The organism is Photorhabdus caribbeanensis, assembly GCF_018448885.1.
GTDB lineage: Bacteria > Pseudomonadota > Gammaproteobacteria > Enterobacterales > Enterobacteriaceae > Photorhabdus > Photorhabdus caribbeanensis.
The window spans coordinates 160,483-184,718 of record NZ_RCWB01000002.1 but is presented as its reverse complement, the minus strand read 5'-3'; the positions used below and the strand labels follow the sequence as shown (position 1 = coordinate 184,718).

Annotated in this window: 17 protein-coding genes; 9 read left to right on the top strand and 8 right to left on the bottom strand. The window is 44.3% G+C overall.

Translation table 11 applies throughout. From position 1 onward, the window contains the following. Positions 1–35: 35 nt before the first annotated feature. Positions 36–1,244 (bottom strand): sodium/glutamate symporter, encoded by a 1,209-nt coding sequence (gltS, locus tag EAE90_RS02740; RefSeq protein WP_214052176.1) that lies wholly within the window; start codon positions 1,242–1,244, stop codon positions 36–38. 242 nt (positions 1,245–1,486) lie between these two features. Between gltS and EAE90_RS02735 the strand changes: the two genes are divergently transcribed. Next, positions 1,487–2,872 carry a uracil-xanthine permease family protein gene (locus EAE90_RS02735; protein WP_214052175.1) on the top strand — a complete coding sequence of 462 codons (1,386 nt, stop codon included), beginning with the start codon at positions 1,487–1,489 and terminating at the stop codon, positions 2,870–2,872. 182 nt (positions 2,873–3,054) lie between these two features. Here EAE90_RS02735 and EAE90_RS02730 read toward each other — a convergent pair whose 3' ends face one another. Beyond that, complete coding sequence (locus tag EAE90_RS02730) at positions 3,055–4,596, bottom strand: 4-hydroxyphenylacetate 3-hydroxylase family protein (RefSeq protein ID WP_422615973.1); 1,542 nt, start codon at positions 4,594–4,596, stop codon at positions 3,055–3,057. A gap of 563 nt (positions 4,597–5,159) precedes the next feature. Between EAE90_RS02730 and EAE90_RS02725 the strand changes: the two genes are divergently transcribed. Together EAE90_RS02725 and EAE90_RS02720 are read left to right on the top strand one after the other, a co-directional pair. Then, a complete protein-coding gene (locus EAE90_RS02725) occupies positions 5,160–6,869 on the top strand; it encodes an AsmA family protein (protein WP_246550256.1) in 1,710 nt (569 codons plus the stop codon). A 159-nt stretch (positions 6,870–7,028) separates the two neighbouring features. Continuing rightward, positions 7,029–7,451, top strand: a complete 423-nt coding sequence (locus tag EAE90_RS02720) for an NUDIX hydrolase (RefSeq protein WP_214052173.1) — start codon at positions 7,029–7,031, stop codon at positions 7,449–7,451. Positions 7,452–7,531: 80 nt separating this feature from the next. On the opposite strand, the gene fabY is transcribed toward EAE90_RS02720, so the two are convergent. From fabY to yihX, 3 genes are all read right to left on the bottom strand, one after another. Next, a complete protein-coding gene (gene fabY / locus EAE90_RS02715; protein WP_046394769.1) occupies positions 7,532–8,449 on the bottom strand; it encodes a fatty acid biosynthesis protein FabY in 918 nt (305 codons plus the stop codon). Between the two features lie 72 nt (positions 8,450–8,521). Beyond that, positions 8,522–8,959, bottom strand: coding sequence for a D-aminoacyl-tRNA deacylase (dtd, locus tag EAE90_RS02710; protein ID WP_214052172.1), 438 nt, complete (start codon positions 8,957–8,959; stop codon positions 8,522–8,524). A 52-nt stretch (positions 8,960–9,011) separates the two neighbouring features. Beyond that, positions 9,012–9,629, bottom strand: coding sequence for a glucose-1-phosphatase (yihX, locus tag EAE90_RS02705; protein ID WP_214052171.1), 618 nt, complete (start codon positions 9,627–9,629; stop codon positions 9,012–9,014). 156 nt (positions 9,630–9,785) lie between these two features. On the opposite strand from yihX, the gene EAE90_RS02700 reads away from it, so the two are divergent. The 3 genes from EAE90_RS02700 (at position 9,786) to EAE90_RS02695 (ending at position 12,715) form a co-directional block, all read left to right on the top strand. Next, positions 9,786–11,240: a carbon starvation CstA family protein gene (locus EAE90_RS02700; protein WP_214052170.1), complete on the top strand. Its 1,455-nt coding sequence runs from the start codon at positions 9,786–9,788 to the stop codon at positions 11,238–11,240. A gap of 732 nt (positions 11,241–11,972) precedes the next feature. After that, positions 11,973–12,131, top strand: coding sequence for a DUF5993 family protein (locus tag EAE90_RS23600; RefSeq protein WP_312023674.1), 159 nt, complete (start codon positions 11,973–11,975; stop codon positions 12,129–12,131). A 14-nt stretch (positions 12,132–12,145) separates the two neighbouring features. Next, positions 12,146–12,715 carry a disulfide bond formation protein B gene (locus tag EAE90_RS02695; protein ID WP_049584008.1) on the top strand — a complete coding sequence of 190 codons (570 nt, stop codon included), beginning with the start codon at positions 12,146–12,148 and terminating at the stop codon, positions 12,713–12,715. 85 nt (positions 12,716–12,800) lie between these two features. Here the strand turns inward: EAE90_RS02695 and typA are convergent, their stop codons facing one another. Further along, positions 12,801–14,639, bottom strand: coding sequence for a ribosome-dependent GTPase TypA (gene typA / locus EAE90_RS02690; protein ID WP_214052169.1), 1,839 nt, complete (start codon positions 14,637–14,639; stop codon positions 12,801–12,803). Between the two features lie 442 nt (positions 14,640–15,081). On the opposite strand from typA, the gene glnA reads away from it, so the two are divergent. The 3 genes from glnA to glnG all read left to right on the top strand — a co-directional run bounded on the left by glnA (position 15,082) and on the right by glnG (position 19,173). Then, positions 15,082–16,491 (top strand): glutamate--ammonia ligase, encoded by a 1,410-nt coding sequence (gene glnA / locus EAE90_RS02685; RefSeq protein ID WP_214052168.1) that lies wholly within the window; start codon positions 15,082–15,084, stop codon positions 16,489–16,491. 153 nt (positions 16,492–16,644) lie between these two features. Then, positions 16,645–17,694, top strand: coding sequence for a nitrogen regulation protein NR(II) (gene glnL / locus EAE90_RS02680; RefSeq protein WP_214052167.1), 1,050 nt, complete (start codon positions 16,645–16,647; stop codon positions 17,692–17,694). 9 nt (positions 17,695–17,703) lie between these two features. After that, positions 17,704–19,173, top strand: coding sequence for a nitrogen regulation protein NR(I) (gene glnG, locus EAE90_RS02675; protein ID WP_214052166.1), 1,470 nt, complete (start codon positions 17,704–17,706; stop codon positions 19,171–19,173). Positions 19,174–19,238: 65 nt separating this feature from the next. Here glnG and EAE90_RS02670 read toward each other — a convergent pair whose 3' ends face one another. Both EAE90_RS02670 and EAE90_RS02665 read right to left on the bottom strand, forming a co-directional pair. After that, positions 19,239–20,528 carry an ISL3 family transposase gene (locus EAE90_RS02670; RefSeq protein ID WP_036778447.1) on the bottom strand — a complete coding sequence of 430 codons (1,290 nt, stop codon included), beginning with the start codon at positions 20,526–20,528 and terminating at the stop codon, positions 19,239–19,241. 23 nt (positions 20,529–20,551) lie between these two features. Then, positions 20,552–23,758 (bottom strand): Eco57I restriction-modification methylase domain-containing protein, encoded by a 3,207-nt coding sequence (locus tag EAE90_RS02665; RefSeq protein WP_214052165.1) that lies wholly within the window; start codon positions 23,756–23,758, stop codon positions 20,552–20,554. Between the last annotated feature and the right edge of the window lie 478 nt (positions 23,759–24,236).

Genomic DNA, 24,236 nt, shown 5'->3' with positions numbered 1-24,236 from the left:
CGGCATAGCTGGCGCAGTATCTTGCTAATTTATCCCTACACCGCCGGGAATACCGGCAGCAACAGATAGAGTTTAATCACAATCGCGTTAACGATATCGATAAAGAATGCCCCAACCATCGGCACCACCAGAAACGCCACATGGGATGGCCCGAAGCGATCGGTAATCGCCTGCATGTTCGCAATGGCGGTAGGTGTCGCTCCTAGACCAAAACCACAGTGACCCGCCGCCAGAACCGCTGCATCATAGTTTTTACCCATCACCCGATAGGTGACAAAAATTGCATACAGCGCCATCACGATAGCCTGGATGGTGAGAATAACCAGCATGGGTAATGCCAGCGATGCCATCTGCCACAATTTCAGGCTCATTAACGCCATTGCCAGGAACAGGGAAAGGCTTACGTTACCCAGTACAGAAACCGCTCGATCAAAGACTCGGTAAAAACCTAACACCGACAGACTGTTACTGAGGATAACCCCGATAAATAACACACAGACGAAGGTTGGTAATTCAAACCATGTACCTTGCAGGAATTCAGACACAAAATTACCAGCCATCAAGCAGATAGCAATCAGTGCGATCGTTTCCAGCATCACTAATGCTGTGATCATCCGCCCGGTATAAGGTTTTTCAAATGCCGTTGGCACTTCGGTATCATCGGCCTTTAGCCCTGGGGTTTTTGTATTTTTCACCAGGAAACGAGCAACCGGGCCGCCAATCAAACCACCCAGTACTAAACCGAAAGTCGCACAGGCCATTGCCACTTCTGTTGCATTTTCAAAACCATAACGCTCACTAAACAGCTTACCCCAAGCAGCGCCGGTACCATGACCGCCAGACAACGTAACAGACCCCGCCAGCAGGCCCATTAATGGGTCCAGACCTAACAGTTCAGCTAGCGCGATACCCACCGTGTTCTGAACCAGCAGCAAGCCAACAACGACGAAAACAAACGTGAACAGGACCTTACCACCCGCTCTCAGGCTGGCAAGATTGGCATTCAGGCCGATAGTGGCGAAGAAAGTTAACATCAAAGGGTCTTTAAGAGACAAATCAAAGTTGATTTCCCAGCCAGTTGTTTGTTTAACGACTAAAAGAATCAGAGCAACTAACAGGCCACCCGCGACAGGTTCAGGAATGGTGTATTTTTCAAGAAATGGGACTGATTGTACAAGTTTGCGTCCAAATAATAGTACTAATGCAGACGCAACGAGCGTGCCATAAACATCAAGATGATACATCTATGTACCCCAGCTATATTGTTAAAATTATGTAAGTTATTACGACGTTATACTCATCCTTTAGAGAACGCCAAAAGCAGGCAACGCTGGATTAGAAAAAAAATCTGCAACAAACACAAGTTAAAACATATAAAAATGTGACCAGAGCGAATCACAGCAGCTAACAGGATTTTTAAGCAAACGATTGCTTTTACATGATTGATCATTAAAATGCGCTCTTTGTCAGTCCGGAATTTCACACCATGCTCACCTCATCCCCTGAACAAGCTGAAACAATACCCCCGAAAAAACCAGCTAGTGAATTGATTTATCGCTTAGAAGATCGGCCGCCGTTGCCACAAACGTTGTTTGCTGCCTGTCAGCATTTACTGGCAATGTTTGTCGCGGTCATCACGCCTGCAATCTTGATCTGCCAAGCGCTAGGGTTGCCTGCTCACGATACGCAGCGGATTATCAGTATGTCTCTGTTTGCTTCAGGGCTAGCATCATTGATTCAGATCCGAACTTGGGGGCCTGTCGGTTCTGGTCTGCTTTCCATCCAAGGGACCAGTTTTAACTTTGTTTCCCCACTGATCATGGGCGGGCTGGCATTAAAAAACGGCGGTGCCGACATTCCTACTATGATGGCAGCGTTATTCGGTACTCTAATGGCGGCATCCGTTACTGAAATTCTGTTATCCCGCGTATTGCATCTGGCCCGAAGAATTATCACCCCATTGGTTTCCGGTGTTGTGGTGATGATTATCGGTTTGTCTCTGATTCAGGTTGGGTTGACCTCTATCGGCGGTGGATTCTCTGCTATCGAAAATCACACTTTTGGCTCTCCAGAGAATCTGTTTCTGGCCGGTGTTGTATTGGTGGTGATTGTTTTGCTGAACCGCCAGCGTAATCCTTATCTGCGTGTCGCCTCTCTGGTGATTGCAATGGCGGTCGGTTATGTTGCCGCCTGGCTAATGGGTATGCTGCCGCCAGCAACGGTACAGGAAAATGGTCCATTCATGACAATTCCCGCACCACTCTATTATGGTCTTTCCTTTGACTGGAATCTGCTTATCCCGTTGATGCTGATTTTCATGGTAACTTCGTTGGAAACCATCGGCGATATTACCGCGACGTCTGATGTTTCCGAGCAACCGGTCAGCGGTCCTCTATATATGAAGCGAATTAAAGGCGGTGTTTTAGCTAACGGCCTAAATTCTATGCTTTCCGCCGTATTTAATACCTTCCCAAATTCTTGTTTTGGGCAAAATAACGGGGTTATCCAACTAACCGGCGTTGCCAGCCGCCGTGTAGGTTATGCCGTGGCGCTAATGTTGATGTTGTTAGGTCTATTTCCTGCGGTGGCAGGATTTGTACAACAGATCCCTGAACCGGTATTGGGCGGCGCCACTATCGTGATGTTCGGTACGATTGCCGCGTCGGGTATCCGTATCGTTTCCAGAGAGGCGCTTAACCGCCGGGCAATTATGATTATTGCGCTATCTTTAGCGGTTGGTATGGGCGTTGCTCAACAACCGCTAATTTTACAGTTCGCTCCTGACTGGCTGAAAACGTTACTCTCTTCCGGTATTGCTGCCGGTGGTTTGACAGCTATCACTCTTAATCTGGTATTTCCTCAGGAAAAATAATCTCTCCAATAATCTGATAGCGGGTTACACATAATCAACTCATCACGCACGTATACCCGTTATCTTTCAAGTTGCCTCTTTGTTGGCTGTGCGCTCTCACCCCGGTAACATAGTTCTCTATGCTCCCGGGGATTCGCTCCCTTCCCGTCGCGATGCATCTTGAAATCCATTGGGTATATCTCCTAGTAGTTAGAAGGCCAAATAAAATCGTCACCAACCCAACCATCAAGATCGTATTCACTCATACATTGCTCAGCAAACCCTTTCAATTTATCCACTAAGCCCGAGGCTTGGGAAGCCCATAATACATCGAGTCTGGTAACTTCATGGTTGCCAGCATAATTGAGCTCGTATAATTCATGCCTGTTAGCGAATTCGGTACCAATAGAGTCCCAAATCAGTTTCATGAGCTTGACTCGTTCAACTGCGCTGTAACCATTGGAGCCACGCATGTATTTATCAAGATAAGGAGACAGTTCCGGGTTGGAAAAATCGCGGGCATGAGAGTTAATATAAATCAAGGCACTGCCCAGATCCTGTTCAATAATTTCTTTTACCTTCGGATAACCCTGCGTCATAAACCAACGATAAGCTATCCCATACTCGTACCGAGGCAACAGGGCATCTTCACCCCAAGGCTCTGGAGATTTAATCATTGCATCACTGAGCGCCCAAAACAGATTACGCCATGACAATACTTCACCAACCCGTGTTTGTACGCCACGAAAATCCTTCGTACCTGTGGCTTCAACCCCCTTAAGGAGCAATCCAGAAATAAAATCAAGTTTAACCGCCAATCGGGTCACACCATGCAACATAGCCCGATGGAAAAAACCCGATTCAGCAAAAAATAACGAAACTTTGTCTATATCCCCATAGATAAATACGTTTTCCCAAGGAACCTTCACTTTATCCAGAATCATTATCGTATCGTTCTCATCAAATCGGGACGAGAGCGGATAATCAAAAGGACTGCCCATTTTATCAGCCGCCATTGAGTAAGAGGGACGACAAATTAATTTCACTCCTGGCGAATTCATCGGCACAGTAAAGACCAACGCAAATTCCCGTTTCTTTATTGGTAAACCGTAATGACCAATAAAGTTGTAATGACACATCGCCGATCCCGTGGCAACAACTTTAGCGCCGCTGACAATTAATCCATCATCACACTCTTTTTCAACATGAACGCAAATATCACCAATTTCATCAGGTGATAAATGACGATCTATTGGCGGATTAATAATCGAGTGATTCCAGTAATATACGTTTTCCTGTGAACGGATATACCAGTTTTTTGCATTATCAGCAAAATCACCATAAATATCCGGTCTTACGCCAAGTGAGGTAAGAAACGAAGCCTTATAATCAGGACTTCTACCCAACCAACCATAACTCATGCGGGCCCACGCGGCGATAGCATCGCGATCAGCAATTAAATCCTGCTGTGAATGCGGTATACGAAAAAAGGGATGTGTCACACCAACACTCCCCGTATCTGTAGCCGTAGTCAGTACATCACGATGAGCAGGATCGTGCAAAGCATCGTAGAGTTTCGCCATAGCGCGAGCTGGATTTTGAAAAGCAGGATGGTCGGCAACATTGTGAATACGTTCACCATAAGCCCAGACTTCCCGACCATCGTTTAGCCCATCCAGAAATTCCTTTCCTGTAAGTGGGCGGGTTGTGCGGATATTACCTTCATTCGACGATTTTTGTTTCATGTTTTCTGACATAGAAAATTCCTTACATTATTTATTTGCCGGAAAATGGGTAAAAATAAACTATGCAATGTTATTCCAATCATCAATCAAACTGAGAAAGGAATAGAAGGAATGATGAGAAAAGATCATTACTCCATTTATAACCATACATTAATTCATTCGGATGTCATTAGCTATATTTCCATGCAATAAAATATAGATTTAACGATTATATTAATCACACAATATAATTATTAGCAAATTCACAAAAACGCGCCAAGTTATTAATAACAAAAACTTAGGCATGAAAAAAATAAAAATTCAATTAAACTAAGATTAATCTCTTAAGTTTATTTTAATAGGATAAAACGATAAAGAACAATTCATTATTTCCCTCATTTCATATCCTGAAATTATTATAAATAACAACTAATATAGTGACTTATTGGTATTTCTATTGTTAAATTATACAAATGTTACAAATAATAATTTCTCCTCGCTCATAACTTTTATTCATCATATCTTGAGTGAACGCAAAAATTACGGCATAAAAGGAAGCTATATGCCGATTAAATTGGAGTCTGATGATGAGATGGTTAAGAAAATCGCTGGTTACTCTGTTATTACTGCTAATCTTGGCAGTAATCACTGTTTATGTCGTGATGCAAACCAACTGGGGAGCGCATCAGCTCAGTCAATGGCTGAGTCATCACAGCCGTTATCAGGTTCAAATCGGCAATATCGAACATAACTGGTTACAACCGGGCACTTTGACGTTCTCCAATATTGTCATTAGCAATCAGCAACAGACTTTCATGTTAGCAGCTCAAATTGTCGCATTCGATTTCAACTGGCAGCAACTCACTTCCCCGCGCCATTTTCATCGTCTGTTATTGCAACAGGGCCAATTAACCATCAAAGGCCAGCCACAATCTATCCCTTTTAGCGCCAATATTCTGCAACTTAATCAGATGACTATTCAGTCAGAAAATGCAGACTGGCAAATTCAAGGACAAAATATCACCGGCGGTATCACCCCCTGGCACCCACTATCAAATCAGCTGGCAGGGAATGGGGAATTTCAATTCAGTGCTGATAAGCTGAATTTCAATGATATTTCTCTTGAAAAAGTTATTATGCGCGGAGATAACCAGCAGAATACCCTGGCTATCCGTTCATTTGGTGCAATATTGGCACAAGGTTCGGTATCGGGTAATGGGCAACGTCAGCCTGATGGTAGCTGGCAGTGGGATAATTTACTGATTAGCAACATTCGCTGGCAAACGCCAATGACACTTGAAGAGTTATTGCTAAAAGCGAACAAATTACCCGCAGTCAGCATCAAAGATCTCAGCCTTACGAATGCTAAGTTGGAAGGTAAAAACTGGTCTGCTAACTATCTGGATGCCTCAGTAAAAAATGTCGGTTTGACTAACGGGAACTGGCAGGCAAAAGAGGGCATCATTGATTTCAATGTCATGGATACTACGCTAAATGATCTGCATTTCACCGATGTTATCGGCCACCTTCTTCTCGCAGGCAATGAGCTCACTATTTCCAATCTTACTTCCCGTTGGGAAAAGGGATTATTCCACGTCAAAGGACAATGGAATCACCAAACAAAGCACTTCAACCTCACCAATGCAACGGTTGCCGGTTTAATTTATACCTTGCCACAAAACTGGCAGCAGTTGCTGAAAAAATCATTGCCTGAATGGATATCCGAACTTTCCATTAACGAGCTGACGATTAACAACAGTTTGTTGATTGATATTAGCCCCGATTTCCCATTCCAGCTTACCGCTCTCAGTGGTTATATCTATAACATGGAATTACTGAAAGAAGGGAAATGGGGGATCTGGAGTGGTTCTTCAAATCTCAGTGCCACCAGCGCAACATTTAACAAAGTTGAATTACGTCGTCCTTACCTTAAATTACACACAGAGGGAAATACACTGATCCTCGACCAATTAGATGCTTCTGTTGATGATGGATTATTGAAAGTGAAAGGCACAGTAGATCAACAGGTACAGAAGCCATTCACGTTAGATTTCCGGGGAATAGATGCAGATTTAGCGATTCTGCCTCAATGGCGGTGGGTGCCGTTGAAATTACAGGGTAAGGGCAATTTCACGCTGCTAATACAGGGAGATCTTGCTGCCGATGATATTAAAAGTACCATCGATGGTTCATTGACTGCCACGGATAAACAATCAGGCAACGAAACTCAAGTCATTAATCAGGGGCAAATATCCACACCAAACTGTGAAACCTGCCCAGTTGTTAAATTATAATAACGAATATTCGGGTACATATGTGCCCGATTCAACTTTATAATGATTATTTCCCATTTCAATCCATTAATAAAATATCCGATCAAAAATCCGTATTAATACCGATACGTTAAAAATGCAATTAATTTTGCCCATTGAAGTTGTGACAAGGTACAAAAAATGACGTGTATACTGCCTGAATCTATTGAAAACAAGCTACAAAATTATGACCGTATTGTTGTCGGCGGCATCATCAGAGACCAAAATAGTAATATTCTGTTCTTACAACGAGCTCCTGATGAATCCCCGCCAAATCTGTGGGAAATTCCTTCCGGAGGTGTAGAAAAAGGAGAAAATCTATTACAAGCCCTATCTCGTGAAATAGAAGAGGAGACCGGGTTATTTCTTGAGGATGTTATTGGTTTTCTCAGTGCTGTGGAATATTCTATTAAGGAGACTCGATGCCTCCAGATAAATTTTAATGTCATATGCACAGGTGAAGTTAAACTTTCGCCTGAACATACCCAATATACATGGCGCAATATAGCCAATTTCCGCACTAAACTTGATGACTTTATGTTGCGTGTACTCAACGAAGCTTAATTTTATAAAAACGACTCTTATTATTGCTACTGGTGATATGAAAAATACTACCAGTGGCATATTTAATGCCACTGAAAAATCTAAGCGATAGCCGTATAAGCATTCGGCAATACCATATAGGTGCCAGTAAATACCGCACCGATTCCCTGATCGCCGCTGACAATCACATCCAGCTTCACTCTCGCTTTACTGCCTTGCGCCAAACGAGCCAAATCACCGCTCATATTTTTAAGATCGGCAACAGATTTTGGCCTGCCGACAACCGGTTTTTTGTAACGAATATCGGCATCAGCCAGAATGATATCACCACCTAGTTGACGTTCCTGCAACAACAGCCAGATCAACCCCCAACCGGTCAGGGTTGCCAGAGAAAATAGACTGCCAGCAAAGATAGTTTGGTGAGGATTTTGATTCCCGGCTTCCGGCATGGTGGTAATAAAGCTCTGACCGGTATACTGAGAAATTCGTACCCCCATTTTTTCACTAAGGGGAATATGTTTGTACCAAGCCTGTTGCAGTTCGTTGCACCAATCTGGCCGGTGAAGAATATCATCAAGTGTTGCAACCGGCTTTATCATCAGAAAATGGCGAACGGGTGTCGTCTGTGGGCTGGTAATTGGCCCACGGTTTTCAAACCCCAATTTACTAAAAAACTCCACCGCATGTTCACGAGCACTACACACGACCCGTTTAACACCCTCCTGACGGGCAACAGATTCCAAGGCCATTGCGATTAATTTTCCTAACCCTCTACCTTGCACGTTGGGATGCACTGCCAGAAAGCGGATTGCCCCTTCACTATCCGCATTGATATATAAACGCCCTACCGCCACTGGGTTCCCTTTCTCATCCACAACCATCTGGTGATGAGCCATCGTGTCATAACCATCTTTCTCAGAGCCTACAGGCTGATGCAATGGCTTTCGCAACATTTCCCAACGAAATCGATAATATGCTTCCAGTTCTTGTTCTGTTTCAGGTACTCGCAGATGATACATAGAAACTGCCCCTTTCTTTTGCTCATGATGTTTAATCGGGGATGGTTGCGTTCTACTGGCTATTTTTGGTTGCTAGACCTGCAACCAGAAAGTGACTGGCCCATCGTTTGTCAGGCTGACTTTCATATCGGCAGCAAACCGCCCGACTTCTGTTTTTACACCACTTTGGCGGCATTGTTCAACAAAATAGCGATATAATTCATCGGCCTTATCTGGGGCAGCGCCACCAGAAAAACTGGGTCGCATGCCCTTTTGAGTATCGGCAGCCAGTGTAAACTGGGAGACAACCAGCAAACTGCCTCCGATTTGTTGGATGTTCAAGTTCATTTTGTCCTGTTCATCACTGAATATCCGATACCCTATCACCTTCTCACACAACCGTTTTGCTTTCTGTTGATCATCTCCTTTCTCAACGCCTAGCAACACCAGCAAGCCGTGACCAATTTCCCCAACTACTTCGTTCTTAACAACAACATTTGCCTGTGTTACCCGCTGGATTAACGCGATCATATTTTTCCTTTATTCAGATAGTCGCATCAGCACACTATCCTCTATTATCCGTTCAATCCTTCATTTTGTTCAGAAAACCGCTTGCTTCGAAATAATCTGGCACTGTCTGCCTATCAACAACATGAATGCTGTTGATTCCTAACGCCCTGGCTGCTTCCACATTTTCCAGCACATCGTCAAAAAACACGGATTGATCCGGTGAAAAACCTTCTGTCTCAAGCACATATTTGAAAATATCGGGTTCAGGCTTACGCATTGCCAAATCCTGCGACAAATAGAGGTAATCAGCGGATGCCGCAATTTCAGGATAATTATGCGGCCAGTAATCCAGGTGTAAACGGTTGGTGTTGGATAACACCACAACCCGGTGTCCCGCTTCACGTAATTTCTTCATTATTTGAATGATTTCAGGCCGAATATCAATAAAGATAGCATGCCATCCGGTAGCAAACTGCTCAAAACTGAGTGAAATATTCATTTCCTGACATAAAGTATCAGCGAATTCCAGATCAGTAATTTGACCACGCTCATGTTTTTCAAACGTTTCTCCCATAGAGAAACTTTTAGTCAAAGTCGCAAGAGGCGTCCCGCTCAAATTACTCCATACCGCTAAAACTCTTTTAAAATCAATCTCAATAATCACATTACCCATATCGAAGATATATAACATAATTACCCCCTGGCTAATTAATAACTTTTTACTTTAATCGTATTTTCAATTAGAAAACAGTACGGACCAGTAAAAAGCGAATCACTTCACGGTATTTTTCTTACGAAACGATAAAGTAGCACCCAGATTAAAAAAGTCGAGTAAGGTGTTATATTTATGTTGTGGTTCCTCCTCTGTATCGGCCTTCTTCTGGCTGGATATTTCATCTATGGCAAGATTGTCGAAAAGATCTTCACGATTCGACCAGAAAGAAAAACCCCCGCCCTTTCTATGGCTGATGGTGTTGATTATGTTGCTATGTCCACCCCAAAAGTCTGGTTAATTCAGTTACTGAATATCGCTGGCGTTGGTCCGATTTTCGGCCCGATTCTTGGCGCCCTCTATGGCCCGCTTGCCATGCTGTGGATTGTATTCGGCTGTATCTTTGCCGGCGCCGTACATGATTACTTCTCCGGTATGCTCAGTGTACGTGCCCGCGGCGCATCCGTGCCCGTTATCGTTGGTAACGAACTGGGCAGAACCATGAAGCATTTCATGAATATATTTGCGGTTATTCTGCTGATGCTAGTTGGCGTCGTCTTTGTTTTGAGTCCAGCGGGCTTACTGAACAACTTGCTGAAAGAGGCTATGGGTTGGGATAACATTGCTATCTGGGTCGGTATTATCTTTGCTTACTATATTCTCGCAACGCTAGTGCCTATTGATAAAATCATCGGTCGCCTTTACCCACTGTTTGGTGCATTACTGCTGTTTATGTCTGTCGCCCTGATGGTTGGTTTAGCGATGAGCGATAAACCTTTCTATTCACAAGGATTGGATTTCACCACTAACTTTAACCCGAAAGATCTGCCTGTCTGGCCATTGCTGTTTGTTACAATTGCCTGTGGTGCTATTTCAGGTTTTCACGCCACTCAGTCTCCGCTGATGGCGCGTTGTATGCAGAATGAAAAAAATGGTCGCTTCGTTTTCTACGGCGCAATGATTGGTGAAGGTATTATCGCGCTGATCTGGTGTACATTGGGCCTGAGTTTCTATGAAGATACTAACGCATTACAGGCTGTGATTGATCAGGGTACGGCCTCTCTGGTTGTTCACGAAGTGTCCACTTCTTTATTAGGTACTGTCGGCGGTATTCTGGCAATCCTCGGCGTGGTGATTTTACCAATTACTTCTGGCGATACCGCGTTCCGTTCTGCCCGGCTGATTATTGCTGAATTCTTGAATATTCCTCAACAACAAATGACTAAACGTCTGTTGTTAAGTGTACCAATGTTTATTGTCGGTTATCTGATTACCAAAACTGACTTCAATATCATTTGGCGTTATTTCGGTTGGGCAAACCAGACTACAGCAATGGTTATGTTATGGGCGGCCTCCGCATGGCTGCTGCGCCGCAATAAGTTCCATTGGATTACCACCCTGCCAGCCATGTTTATGACCGCAGTGTGCTTCACCTATCTGGCATTTGCGCCAGAAGGTTTTGCGCTAAACTGGAATATCTCCGTTGTTATCGGCCTGGCCGCAATGGTGGTTGTTACAATTGTCTTCTTCGCGAAAGTCCGCTCTCAATCCGCTTCTGATAATATAAAAGCTGAAGCATTAAATGAGTAAAAACCTAAGAAGATATTAAATATCACAGCAGCCCCTCACGATAAAAAGTTGGGGGGCTTTAATAGCCGCTCTCCTTTATCGTGATAAGAAACATTTATTTCTCTGGCAAATAGCAGACGAAATATCACATGAATATTGATCATTTAAGCGTTACGATCAGAAAAATTAGTGAAGAAAATGCCATTTCCCCATAGAGAATGTCTGGGATAGCTTCTTTATGAAAGCTCGGCGCCCATTATGGTGACAAACAATGAAAAAGAATTCATCTGGGGATAGGGAGGTTAATAATAGTCATTAAATTGGAAAGTTTCCAAGCTGAGATACGATTCGCCGTTTCTAATCGTTTCCTGCTTAACTATTAAATAAAAAACAACTCATTGAAACTCTTGCCAAATGATAATCACGCTCACCCTTCTGAATGGTGGCGGACATAAACAAGATTGACTACAATTGTTATTAGCAGCACACTACGAATAGTGAGTTAAATCATACACCATTCGAATACTAAAACTTTGCTTTAATAAATGTAGGTTTGTACGTTTTCAAATGCGATACCAAAGAGAGTGACTCCCATTAAATGGCGCCAGAGCGTCTCTTTTAATGGATAACTCGCCTTTGGATAATTGATCGCTGGTATCGAAGTAAACGATCCTAAACTGAGTTCGATGAATTCCCTCCCCAGAACCACAAGGGAAAGGTCTTGAATGTTTTTAGAAAACTGGAGAATCAACCATGTATATGTTTTTACCTTTTTTACTCGCATTATTTGCGGTTATCACCACCCTATATGGCAAGTATAAAACCAGTTATACCCTATGGGCTCTTCTTTCGGTGACGACTGTAGCTTGGTTTATCCATCATGCAACTGATTCGTTAAATCTATCTTTTTAACGGGAGACAATCTGATGAATCAGGTATTAGCCACAAAACAACAGCTCAGCTACGGCATGGTATTTAACCTCATTGGGTTATTTGCGATCAGCGCTGCTTTAACCTTTGCCTTCTATTATCAATTGGTCCTTTCAGAACTCCCTTGTCCATTATGTCTGCTACAGCGAGCAGGCATGATCATAATAGGGTTTGGTTTCCTGTTTAATCTGCGTTTTGGTATCAAAAGCGCGCATTATGGCTTATCGCTTATCGGCTGTATCGTGACTGGCATTATTGCGATCCGGCAAGTGTTTTTACACATCACACCCGGTGATCTCGGTTATGGTTCCGCATTTTTGGGTCTGCATTTCTATACTTGGGCCCTTATCTGCTCAGTTATTGCGATTATCGGCATATCCGTCATGCTGATATCAAAAAGCCTGGAAAAAACAACTGAAGCAAAACCAAACAAGTCGGTTATCGGTCAGATTATTATCGGATTATTTGTCATATTAATTACCGCAAATTTAATCTCCACTATTTTGGAGTGTGGCGGTGGGCAGTGTGATGACAACCCAACGTTCTATCAATTGCTCGGTAAATAATCTTAGATTTGTTCAATTCGAACAGATAACACCCAAAAAACTCAGGGCGCCATTGGCGCCCTAAGCATGGGTATTGCAGGAATGATTATGCTTCTTTACTGCGATACGCCCGACGGCGTTCGTTTTCCGTCAGATGGCGTTTACGCAGGCGAATAGACACCGGGGTCACTTCCACCAGCTCGTCATCATCAATAAACTCCAGAGCCTGCTCCAGGGTTTTCTTAATATGTGGAGACAAGGTTGTCGCTTCGTCAGTACCAGATGCACGGACGTTAGTCAGCTTCTTACCTGTCAGACAGTTAACTGTCAGATCATTAGAACGAGAATGAATACCGATCACCTGGCCTTCATACACTTCCGCGCCATGACCAAGGAACAACTTACCGCGATCCTGCAAGCTGTAAAGCGCATAAGCAACCGCTTTACCTTGACCATTGGAAATCATCACGCCGTTCTGACGGCGGCCGATTTCACCCGGACGAATATCATCATAGTGGCTGAATGTTGCATACAGCAGACCGGTACCGGAAGTCATCGTCAGGAACTCAGTACGGAAGCCAATCAGACCACGGCTTGGAATAACATAATCAAGGCGCACACGGCCTTTACCGTCTGGCAGCATATCGCGCAGATCCGCTTTACGCTCACCCAACGCCTGCATCACATCTCCCTGATGCTGCTCTTCAATATCCAGAGTCACTTGCTCGAAAGGTTCTTGTTTGCGCCCATCGATCTCACGGAAGATAACTTTCGGACGGGATACCGCCAGTTCAAAACCTTCACGGCGCATGTTCTCAATCAGAACAGATAAGTGCAATTCACCACGGCCAGAAACACGGAACGCATCCGGATCTTCTGTTTCTTCAACACGCAGGGCGACATTGTGAACCAACTCTTTCTTCAAACGCTCAAGGATTTGGCGTGAGGTGACATATTTGCCTTCACGTCCACAGAAAGGGGAGGTGTTAACACAGAAATACATGCTCACTGTCGGCTCATCAACCGCCAGCGGCGGTAGCGCTTCGACAGTATTCGTATCACACAACGTATCGGAGATATTCAGCTCACCCAGGCCGGTAATCGCAACGATGTCGCCCGCTTCCGCTTGCTCACTCTCAATACGCTCCAACCCTAAGTGGCCCAGTACCTTACCGATTTTACCGTTCCGGGTTTTACCTTCGCTATCAATAATCGTGACGTTCTGGTTTGGCTTAACAGTACCACGCTTGATACGACCAATACCGATAACACCAACATAGTTATTGTAGTCAAGCTGAGAAATCTGCATCTGGAATGCGCCATTCAGGTCAACTTTTGGCGGCTCTACATGATCGACAATCGCTTGATACAACGGCGTCATATCTTCCGCCATATCTTCATGATCAGTACCGGCAATTCCCATCAATGCTGATGCATAGATAATAGGGAAGTCCAGTTGTTCATCCGTCGCCCCCAGGTTAACAAACAGGTCAAACACCTGATCCACAACCCAATCAGGACGTGCGCCAGGACGGTCAACTTTGTTAATAACCACAATCGGTTTCAAACCATGAGCGAACGCTTTTTGTGTCACAAAACGGGTCTGAGGCATTGGCCCGTCCATCGCATCGACCAGCAACAGTACGCTGTCAACCATAGACATAACACGTTCTACTTCACCGCCGAAATCGGCATGTCCCGGAGTATCTACGATATTAATACGGTAGTCATTCCATTTAATGGCGGTATTTTTTGCGAGGATAGTAATTCCACGCTCTTTCTCCAGATCATTGGAGTCCATCACACGCTCTGTCGCTGTCGCACGGTCGCCGAAAGTACCGGATTGTTGCAGCAGCTTGTCAACCAGGGTCGTTTTACCGTGGTCAACGTGCGCGATAATGGCGATATTACGCAATTTTTCGATCACAAACTTTGCCTCAGGCATTTATAGAAATGGCGCGCTATTGTACACACATTGGTCGAAGGACTAAACAGGATCACAATAATCTATGCTTAACAACTTGATAAAAATGAAATTGTGATCCCTTTCACGCCCATAAATAGACGCATTTTTGACATAAACGCACTAACATTGTGCGTTTCAGTTATACAATTGCACTAATATAGTGCAATTCCCCCCAATATTCCGGTATCCCATCACCGGGATACCCACGACACAGTATATTGCAAGGCGTTAAAAAGTTGGCATGCTTTTCGCAAACGTTTTTCGTGATTGAATTGATTTTTACAACTAATTTGACTTTGACAACTATAAGTTCGCAAACGTGTAATATAACCTTGTTAAAGTAAAACGATGTGATTGTGTTTTCTTTAGTCTTAATCACGACAATTTTATCAAGGCCAACACAAACCAGGAGAAACCGAGTATGTCCGTTGAACATGTTTTAACCATGATTGAAGAGCATCAGGTGAAGTTTATTGATTTGCGTTTCACTGATACTAAAGGCAAAGAACAACATATGACCATTCCTGCTCATCAGGTTAATGCAGACTTCTTTGAAGATGGCAAAATGTTTGACGGATCTTCAATTAGCGGTTGGAAAGGGATTAACGAATCTGACATGGTGCTAATGCCAGATACCAGCACCGCCATGCTTGATCCCTTCTTTGACGATGCCACACTCATTCTACGTTGTGACATTCTGGAGCCAGGCACCATGCAAGGCTACGACCGCGATCCCCGTTCCATCTCCAAACGTGCTGAAAACTTCCTGCGTTCAAGCGGAATTGCAGATACGGTCCTGTGCGGACCAGAACCTGAGTTTTTCCTGTTTGATGATGTACGCTTCAGCAGCGCCATGTCTCATTCTTACTATCACATCGATGATATCGAAGCTGCATGGAATTCCGGGACGCAATACGAAGGCGGGAACAAAGGCCATCGGCCTGCGGTAAAAGGCGGTTATGCACCGCTGCCTCCCGTTGATTCCTCTCAGGATTTACGTTCAGCGATGTGCCTGACAATGGAAGAGATGGGGTTGGTTGTGGAAGCTCACCATCATGAAGTGGGAACAGCAGGTCAAAATGAAATCGCGACTCGCTTTAACACCATGACCAAGAAAGCTGACGAAACCCAGATTTACAAATACGTCGTACATAATGTCGCACACAATTTCGGCAAAACCGCCACCTTTATGCCAAAACCTCTGGTCGGTGATAATGGTTCGGGAATGCACTGCCATATGTCTCTGTCCAAAAACGGCACTAACTTGTTTGCCGGTGACAAATACGGTGGTCTGTCTGAACTGGCGCTATTCTACATTGGCGGTATTATCAAACATGCTCGCGCACTGAATGCGTTTACCAACCCGACAACCAACTCTTATAAACGTTTGGTTCCGGGCTATGAAGCACCGGTTATGCTGGCCTACTCCGCCCGTAACCGTTCGGCATCTATCCGTATTCCCGTTGTTGCCAGCACTAAAGCTCGCCGTATTGAAATACGTTTCCCTGATCCGGCGGCAAACCCTTATCTGGCGTTCGCCGCTCAGTTGATGGCTGGCCTTGACGGCATCATCAACAAAATCCATCCCGGTGATGCAATGGATAAAAACCTGTATGACCTGCCACCGGAAGAAGCCAAAGAGATCCCTACTGTCGCTGCTTCTCTGGAGGAAGCACTGGCAGCATTGGATGCCGATCGCGAATTCTTGACCCGTGGCGGTGTATTCACCGATGACGCTATTGATGCTTATATTGACTTGAAAAACAGTGAAATAGAACGTGTCCGTCTGACACCGCATCCACTGGAGTTTGAACTCTATTACAGTGTGTAATTAGCAGCGCCGTTTCCGCTGATCATTTTTTGTTGCCGTGAAACCTTTAGCCCATCTTCGGATGGGCCCTTTTCCTGCTATTTAAATTTCAGGCTTTGACTGGGTTTCATGCTCGAACATGATAAAGTGCACCAAAAAGGTGCAGGAGTGTGGATGAAAACGGAAAATCTGCCCGACAGCGGGCAAATATTAAATTCACTCATTAACAGTGTACTGGTATTGGATACAGATCTTGTCATCTGTTATGCCAACCATGCAGCACTGCAATTATTTGCTCAGAGTACCCGTAAACTATTCGGTACACCTCTTCCAGTGCTGTTTAGCTATTTTTCACTGGATACAGAATTAATGCGCTCTAGTCTGGTGAGCGGCCAGAGTTTCACTGATAACGAAGTAACATTAGTCGTTGATAACCGCTTTCACATTATGTCGCTCAGTGCCCAACCGATTTCCGAGCAATTCATCTTGCTGGAACTGGCGCCTATGGATAGTCAACGCCGGTTAAGCCAAGAGCAGGTACAACAAGCTCAGCAGATAGCCGCACGGGAATTGGTTCGGGGGCTGGCACATGAAATCAAAAACCCCCTTGGTGGATTGAGGGGAGCCGCGCAATTACTTGCAAAAGCACTGCCTGATCCTGCTTTGCGGGAATACACCCAAGTGATTATTGAACAAGCCGACCGATTGCGCCATCTGGTAGACAGATTGCTTGGCCCACAGCATCCGGGTGAACGAATTAAGCAGAGCATTCATTATGTTGCTGAACGGGTTTCTCAGCTAGTCTCGCTAGAAATGCCGGATAACGTCACACTGGTAAAAGATTACGATCCCAGTTTGCCAGAACTGGCCCACTATCCTGATCAAATTGAACAGGTGTTACTGAATATCAGCCGTAATGCCTTGCAAGCGCTAGGAAAACAGGGAGGGACTATTACCCTCCGCACTCGTACTGCTTTTCAAATTACCTTGCATGGCAAGCGCTATCGTCTGGCTGCCAGAATTGACGTAGAAGATAACGGGCCAGGTATCCCGCCACAAATTCAGGACACCTTGTTTTACCCAATGGTCAGTGCTCATGAAGGTGGAACAGGTCTTGGTTTATCCATTGCTCGCAATTTAATAGACCAACACGCCGGCAAAATAGAATTTACCAGTTGGCCGGGACACACAGAATTTTCTATCTACTTACCAATTAAGAAATAGAGGATAACGATGCAACAGGGAAAAATCTGGATCGTCGATGATGACAGTTCAATCCGCTGGGTACTGGAGCGAGCGTTAAGTAACGCGGGGATGGAATGTACCAGTTTTGCAGATGCTGATAGCGCACTGACCGCACTGGCCCAAAACACTCCTGATGTACTGATTTCGGATATCCGTATGCCGGGGATGAACGGACTCAACCTGCTGAATAATATCAAACAGAGCAATCCGTTACTGCCGGTCATTATCATGACCGCCCATTCTGATTTGGATGCTGCGGTCAGTGCTTATCAGCAAGGGGCTTTTGATTATTTACCAAAACCCTTTGATATTGATGAAGCCGTTGCCTTGCTGGAACGAGCGCTTAGCCACTCCCGCGATCAGAATCAATCAATTAAAAGTCCACAGATCATCACCTCTGTTTCAGACATGATAGGCGAAGCGCCTGCCATGCAGGACGTTTACCGCATTATCGGCCGTCTCTCTCGCTCCTCTATCAGCGTCTTGATTAATGGCGAATCCGGTACCGGAAAAGAGCTGGTGGCCCATGCGCTACATCGTCACAGTCCACGAGCTAATAAGCCATTTATTGCCCTTAACATGGCAGCCATTCCTAAAGATTTGATTGAATCAGAGTTATTTGGTCATGAAAAAGGGGCTTTTACCGGCGCTAATCAGGTTCGTCATGGCCGGTTTGAACAGGCCAATCGTGGTTCACTGTTTCTTGATGAAATTGGTGATATGCCTCTGGACATTCAAACCCGCCTGTTACGGGTATTGGCGGAAGGCCAGTTCTACCGGATTGGCGGCTATGCCCCTGTGAAAGTGGATGTACGGATTATCGCGGCAACCCATCAGGATCTAGAGCGCTTAGTACAGAAAGGCAAATTCCGTGAAGATCTCTATCACCGCCTCAATGTTATTCGTATGCAATTACCGCCTTTACGTGACAGAGTGGAGGATATCCCTCGCCTGACCCGCCATTTCCTACAACAGACCGCCAAAGAGTTGGGCGTAGAAACCAAGATTCTCCATCCTGACGCAGAAATGGCCTTAATGCGTTTACCTTGGCCGGGCAATGTTCGCCAGTTGGAAAATATCTGCCGTTGGCTGACTGTGATGGCCGCAAGCCAAGAGGTGCTGGTACAAGATTTGCCGTCTGAATTATTTGAACCCCATCATACCGAAACCGGCACAACAACATCTGTAAATACCGTACCTATAAATACCACACCCGCAAATACGACACCTACAACTACAATACCGGAAAACTGGTCGCAGCTCCTTGCCCAGTGGGCAACAAATGCCTTAGAAAATGGTCGGCAGGATCTGCTATCTGAAGCATTACCATTATTGGAGCGTACCTTACTTGATTGTGCACTTAAGCATACTAAAGGCCATAAACAAGAAGCTGCACGCTTGCTAGGTTGGGGACGCAATACGATTACACGGAAGTTAAAAGAACTTGGGTTGGAGTAAGGATATATTCGCAAATCAGGCTATTGCTTATTTATGGATACCCCAATTTTATGGTTGAAACAGGGCTATAATCGCCCCATTTCTATCTCTCTTACCAGTGCTGATATATCTACACCGTAATTTATTGACGTTTCCGACTCTGGTCCGCATGCCTGCTCAGGAATCCGTTGATGTTGATAGTGGGGGTTCTTGCTCTGCTGAAAGCCCTTAGTAAACAGTATTTCAGCTCGCAATGCTTCAAAACTGTAACCACGACCAACATGGTTCACCACTCTAATCAAATTGTTCAGATTCTCTATATAAGCATTAGTGATCGGGTGGTCGAAGTAAGCAAAAACATCATCATGCCAGTTATCTATAGCTTTAACGAGTGGGTCAAAATACACCTTCATTTCAGGTGTTATCTGTCTAAGCCAAACATAGTAGGCTTGCTGTGCCTCGTACCTATTTTTGCAGTCCCATATGCCGAAAAATGACTCTTTCAACTCGTAAGCATAACCCAAGTCGGGATAGTTGAGTATCCAGTCAGAGAATCGCATATATTCAGCATCTGTCTGCTCATGGCGACGTTTCAGCAACACAAAGTGATTTTTCATCAGTTTTCGACGCTGCTGAGCTGTCAAGCCGCTTCTGATGGCCTTTAGTGCTCTTTCTAGTGACTCATTCGCCATACGGACAACATGAAACTTATCTATGATAACCGTAGCGTCAGGGATCATAGTAGCCACTGCTTCTCTGTATGGTCGCCACATATTCATAGCGACATAACGCACCTGATAGCGATCTTTTCGTTTAGTTAGGTAGCGCATAACAGTGGCTTTGTTATTGTTATCAAGCATATCAACAATGGTTTGCAGCTCGATATTGGCGATAACACACCGGGGTTTTATGATATGGATTTCATCAATACCCAGCCATTTAGGCATTTCAAAATTAAAGGTCTTTTCCAGTCTCTCGCAGGAGTCGTGAAATATATTACGAACCGTCTTTTCGTCCACACCTACGTCCTCTGCTACGCTGGAGAAGGTGCGGCGTAGACTCTCACGCTCAATGTATTGGATCAAACGGTGAGTCATTTGCCGCTTACCATCCTTGTGTGGTACTGGTTCCATAAACGTCTTACAACATATTTGACAACGGTAGCGGCGGCGATTCAGTATAATCCCTGTCCGCTTGCCATTGACAGGAGTATCCATGATCACCTCATCACGACGGCCAAAACCAACGATTTCAGGATGCTTGCAGTGGATGCAGTGAGTAGGTGGGTTGGCCGTCCCTACATGTACCCGGTAATCATGCTCCAGTTCGGAGACAGACAGGACGATATAATCAGGCCAGTTAAGGATGTTTGCCATAATAGCCAACTTATCTTTGTCAGTTATTCTACGAGCGTTACACTCCAGGTGATCAAAACATCCTCCGCGACCGATTTTATTCGCTTGATAATTTTCTGGCGTTCTGTTTTGTCGTGACACTGATGAGCCTCTTCAACAAGCTCTGCAAGGTTAGTATGCATCGTGTTAGTAATATCAAAATTAGGTAATGATAGATGTTTGAATACATCCGCAACTTGAATGGATACATTGTGGCTGTTAATCCATTCTTGAACAGTTAATGAATTCAATAATCCGCACAAATAATATGCTGTTTCTTTGTTATCAAAGGACGCAAAGTATACTTTGTGATCTGGAATATAAACACGTTCACCAACAACAGGTACATTCTGAAGGCTTGCAACCGCTGCATAAAACGATGAGGACATTTCTGGCCATATCACTTTCCATGGTTTGAAGGTGTAATCGCCAACATTATAAACAGCATGGTAAGGAGCGCCTTTCATTTGACGACGATAGGTAGAACGTTCCAGTAACAGTCTCTCGAACCCTTTAAACCATGCTAAGGTTTTTTTCATCTTAGGGGAATTCAACTGTACATCCGCACTCTCGTACTCTGCATTTGAAATACCTGTGTTTGGTACGAACGTAAACAGTCTTTGTTCAACATCATCGTAGTCTGGAGCATCAAGTTTCAAGTAACATTCATCAAAATCACTTGCTCCCTTAATTAAAGGATAAAGCATATTGGGCTCTACCCACTGAGTTTTCTGTGGCCCAATGTCTTTCCGTCCAGCCTCCGGGCGGCTTTGAATCTGAACGAGAGCGCCGTTGTTTTGCAAGATTGGAACAAAATAAACTCCGTTAAGATCCGTGGTGATCCCTTTCCGTCCTTTAGTCCATTTACACGGTGATGATAGATATTTAATCGCGTTGAAGCGCCCAGGAGCAAGAATTGCCCACGGAGAACCTTCATCACCAACCGGAAATGCTTCTTTTGTCGTATGAGAAATAGCTTTCAGCACGTCATCAAGAGGTGTGCAGGGCCTAATAGCTTTCCTGTGACCAGGATTAGCTGACCATACCTTGTAAGCCACGGGGTATTGTACAGAGACGATGGATTTTCGAAACAGAGCAACAGACGTGTGATTGCTTGCATCTTCAAATGGTTTCAATTCCTTCATGTCATCAACAGACAATGGTTGAAGATAAAGAGAATCCTCTCGCTGTGAATCTAATTTAAATGTTCTAAAACCTGCTGACGATGGGTTCTTAAAAAGTGTGCCAGTGATGACAAACGCTAGTTTGCCACCTATATCCAGCCATTTATCGGAGACTGTGTAGGTTATCATGGCAGATATATCAAGTTCATTCCCACCATGACGCTTGGTCTTAGAAAAAATACCATAGTCTTCACACGTTGGTTTAACACGTTCACGATAAAGGTCAGGTAGCTTTGACCATCTAACCCAAGGAGGATTGCCAATAACTAAATCAAATTTACCTGCTGCCGCTGACCAGAAGAAGTTCCTGACAATCCGGAACCAAATACCGTTCCATTGCTTTCTGTGTAGATTTAACACTTGATCATAGGTGTGTCGGAGTGGCTTGTACCAGTTTAATAACTCTTCTTGGGTGACTATACTTGCTGCTATCAGTTTTTGACTGGATTTATCAAACTCTAATCCCTGCACAACGTCTTTGCCCATTCGTTCAAAAACAAAATCGAGACGTTCCCTGTTTAAGGCTAACTCAACAGGCAAGTGAATATTCAGTTTGGCTACCTGACTTCCGATGTTGTATTCAACAATTCTATTTTTTCCAGAGGGGATCTCCGCAGGTGAATAAATGGCATCAGCCATTAGTACAGGAACCTCAATATCCATTCCTGGGCATGCAGCGAGAAGGTCTGCAATTTCCATCAGGAAATTTACACGAGCAGTCTGAACAGCAAGCGGGTTCAAATCAAAACCCCATACACTATCACATAGGTTTTTGATGACCTTAGACACACTCCATCCTTGTATTGCCGCCAGCTCACGCTTTTTACGGATCACCGCCAGTAAGAATGCCCCAGATCCACAGGTAGGATCTAACACACGCTGCTCCAATAATGTGTCGTCAGCAGCTCTCTGAAGCGTAAAATCAACTAACCAATCTGGGGTGTAGAATTCACCAAGGCTCTGCCGGAGTTTGCCAGGAACAAGACCTTGGTATAGATCTCGCAAAACATCCCTTGTCCTAGATAAATGATCAAGCCGATATAACGATAGAACCGAAAGCAACCGCCTCAAGGAAGGTAGTAACGCCGGAACAACCTTGTTTCTAGCAAGGCCAATATACCAGCTAAAAATAGCCTCTTCGACAAAACCGTTAATGCCCGCTTCCCTGAAAATGGCCGATTTCTCGACAGAGTAGTCCAAATAATTAACCAGCTCATCATCATCTTTTTGCGCCGACATACTCTGAGCAGGTTGAGTCGATGATGTTAATCCGTGTGCTGATACAATCTCGGCAGCTAACAGTTTAATGAGAATCGAATTGTAAGTATGAATGACAAATAGCCGTGCGGATGTAGAATCTTCCGGCCAACCATTCCAGATAAATGCAATCTCTTTGTTAATAGCCTCTGTTTGTGAAATCGACATATCAGCAACTTGGCCGTACAAAGTTCTCCACTCCTCAAAAAGCATTTTAACTTTGTTGTTGCCTTGCTGTTTTAAGTAGTAAAGCAAACCATCAGACATAGCTTGCATAAATTCACGGGCATTTGCTGACCCATGTCCAAAATCGGCTAATAGGTTCTCAGTTGTTAAGGCTTTTCGCGTATCGGAAACAAAAGCGTCAATCACCAAATCGACCGCATAGGTTGAAAAGGGAATCAAGTGTTGAGTATGAATCTGATCACCATGGACCTGAGCAAAACAAATGTGCTCACCGTCAATAGCTATTCCAATGAAATCAGATTCGGGAATTCCTGTTTTCGTTGACTCACACTGTATATATGGCAGAAGTCGTTCTTCTATGGCATTTTTGAAGCCAGCGCTATCCTTCTTGCCACGAAACAAACCCGGCGCTTTGAATTCAATGATTACGTGATTATAGCTTGAGTCTTTACGCCCGCGCTCAGCATTCAAATGAAATCCAGTAGCATCTTCTATCGCCTTCATCCAAATGTATCGAACTTCCTCTTCACCTTTCCAAGGCTTTAGGCGCTTTTCCTGAATAGCTTCGTATGCCTCTTGGCCCATTACGTACCACCTTATAAACCGGTGTAAAAATTTTCCCAATTATGAACCTGAACAATAATAGCATCAACCGTATAATCCGATTTTAAAAAATTTAACCAGATAAGGCTGACCAATACAGAATGCCGTGTCAACAATTCGGCAAGTTAGGGATCGTCATAACTGATTGACTGGCTGTATTTTATCTGATAAAACCAGTATCAAACGTGATTAATTTACGATCAATCGAGATAATAGAATCGACAAAAGGCAAGATTGAGCAGTATCTATCACCCTCCAATTGAAAACGACAATTTTGTCCAAGTGAACAGAGCGTATCTAAAAGAATAGCGCTTCTTGATAAGGAGAAACTCAGTAACCTCAGAAATCCTGATATACCTAATTGAGAATGTAGGACACACAACCAAAGCAAGGAGTATGTAGCGATTTAACTCTGACCGAATATGGAGGTGTTTTGTGTGTCCGTATCGCGCAATAAAAA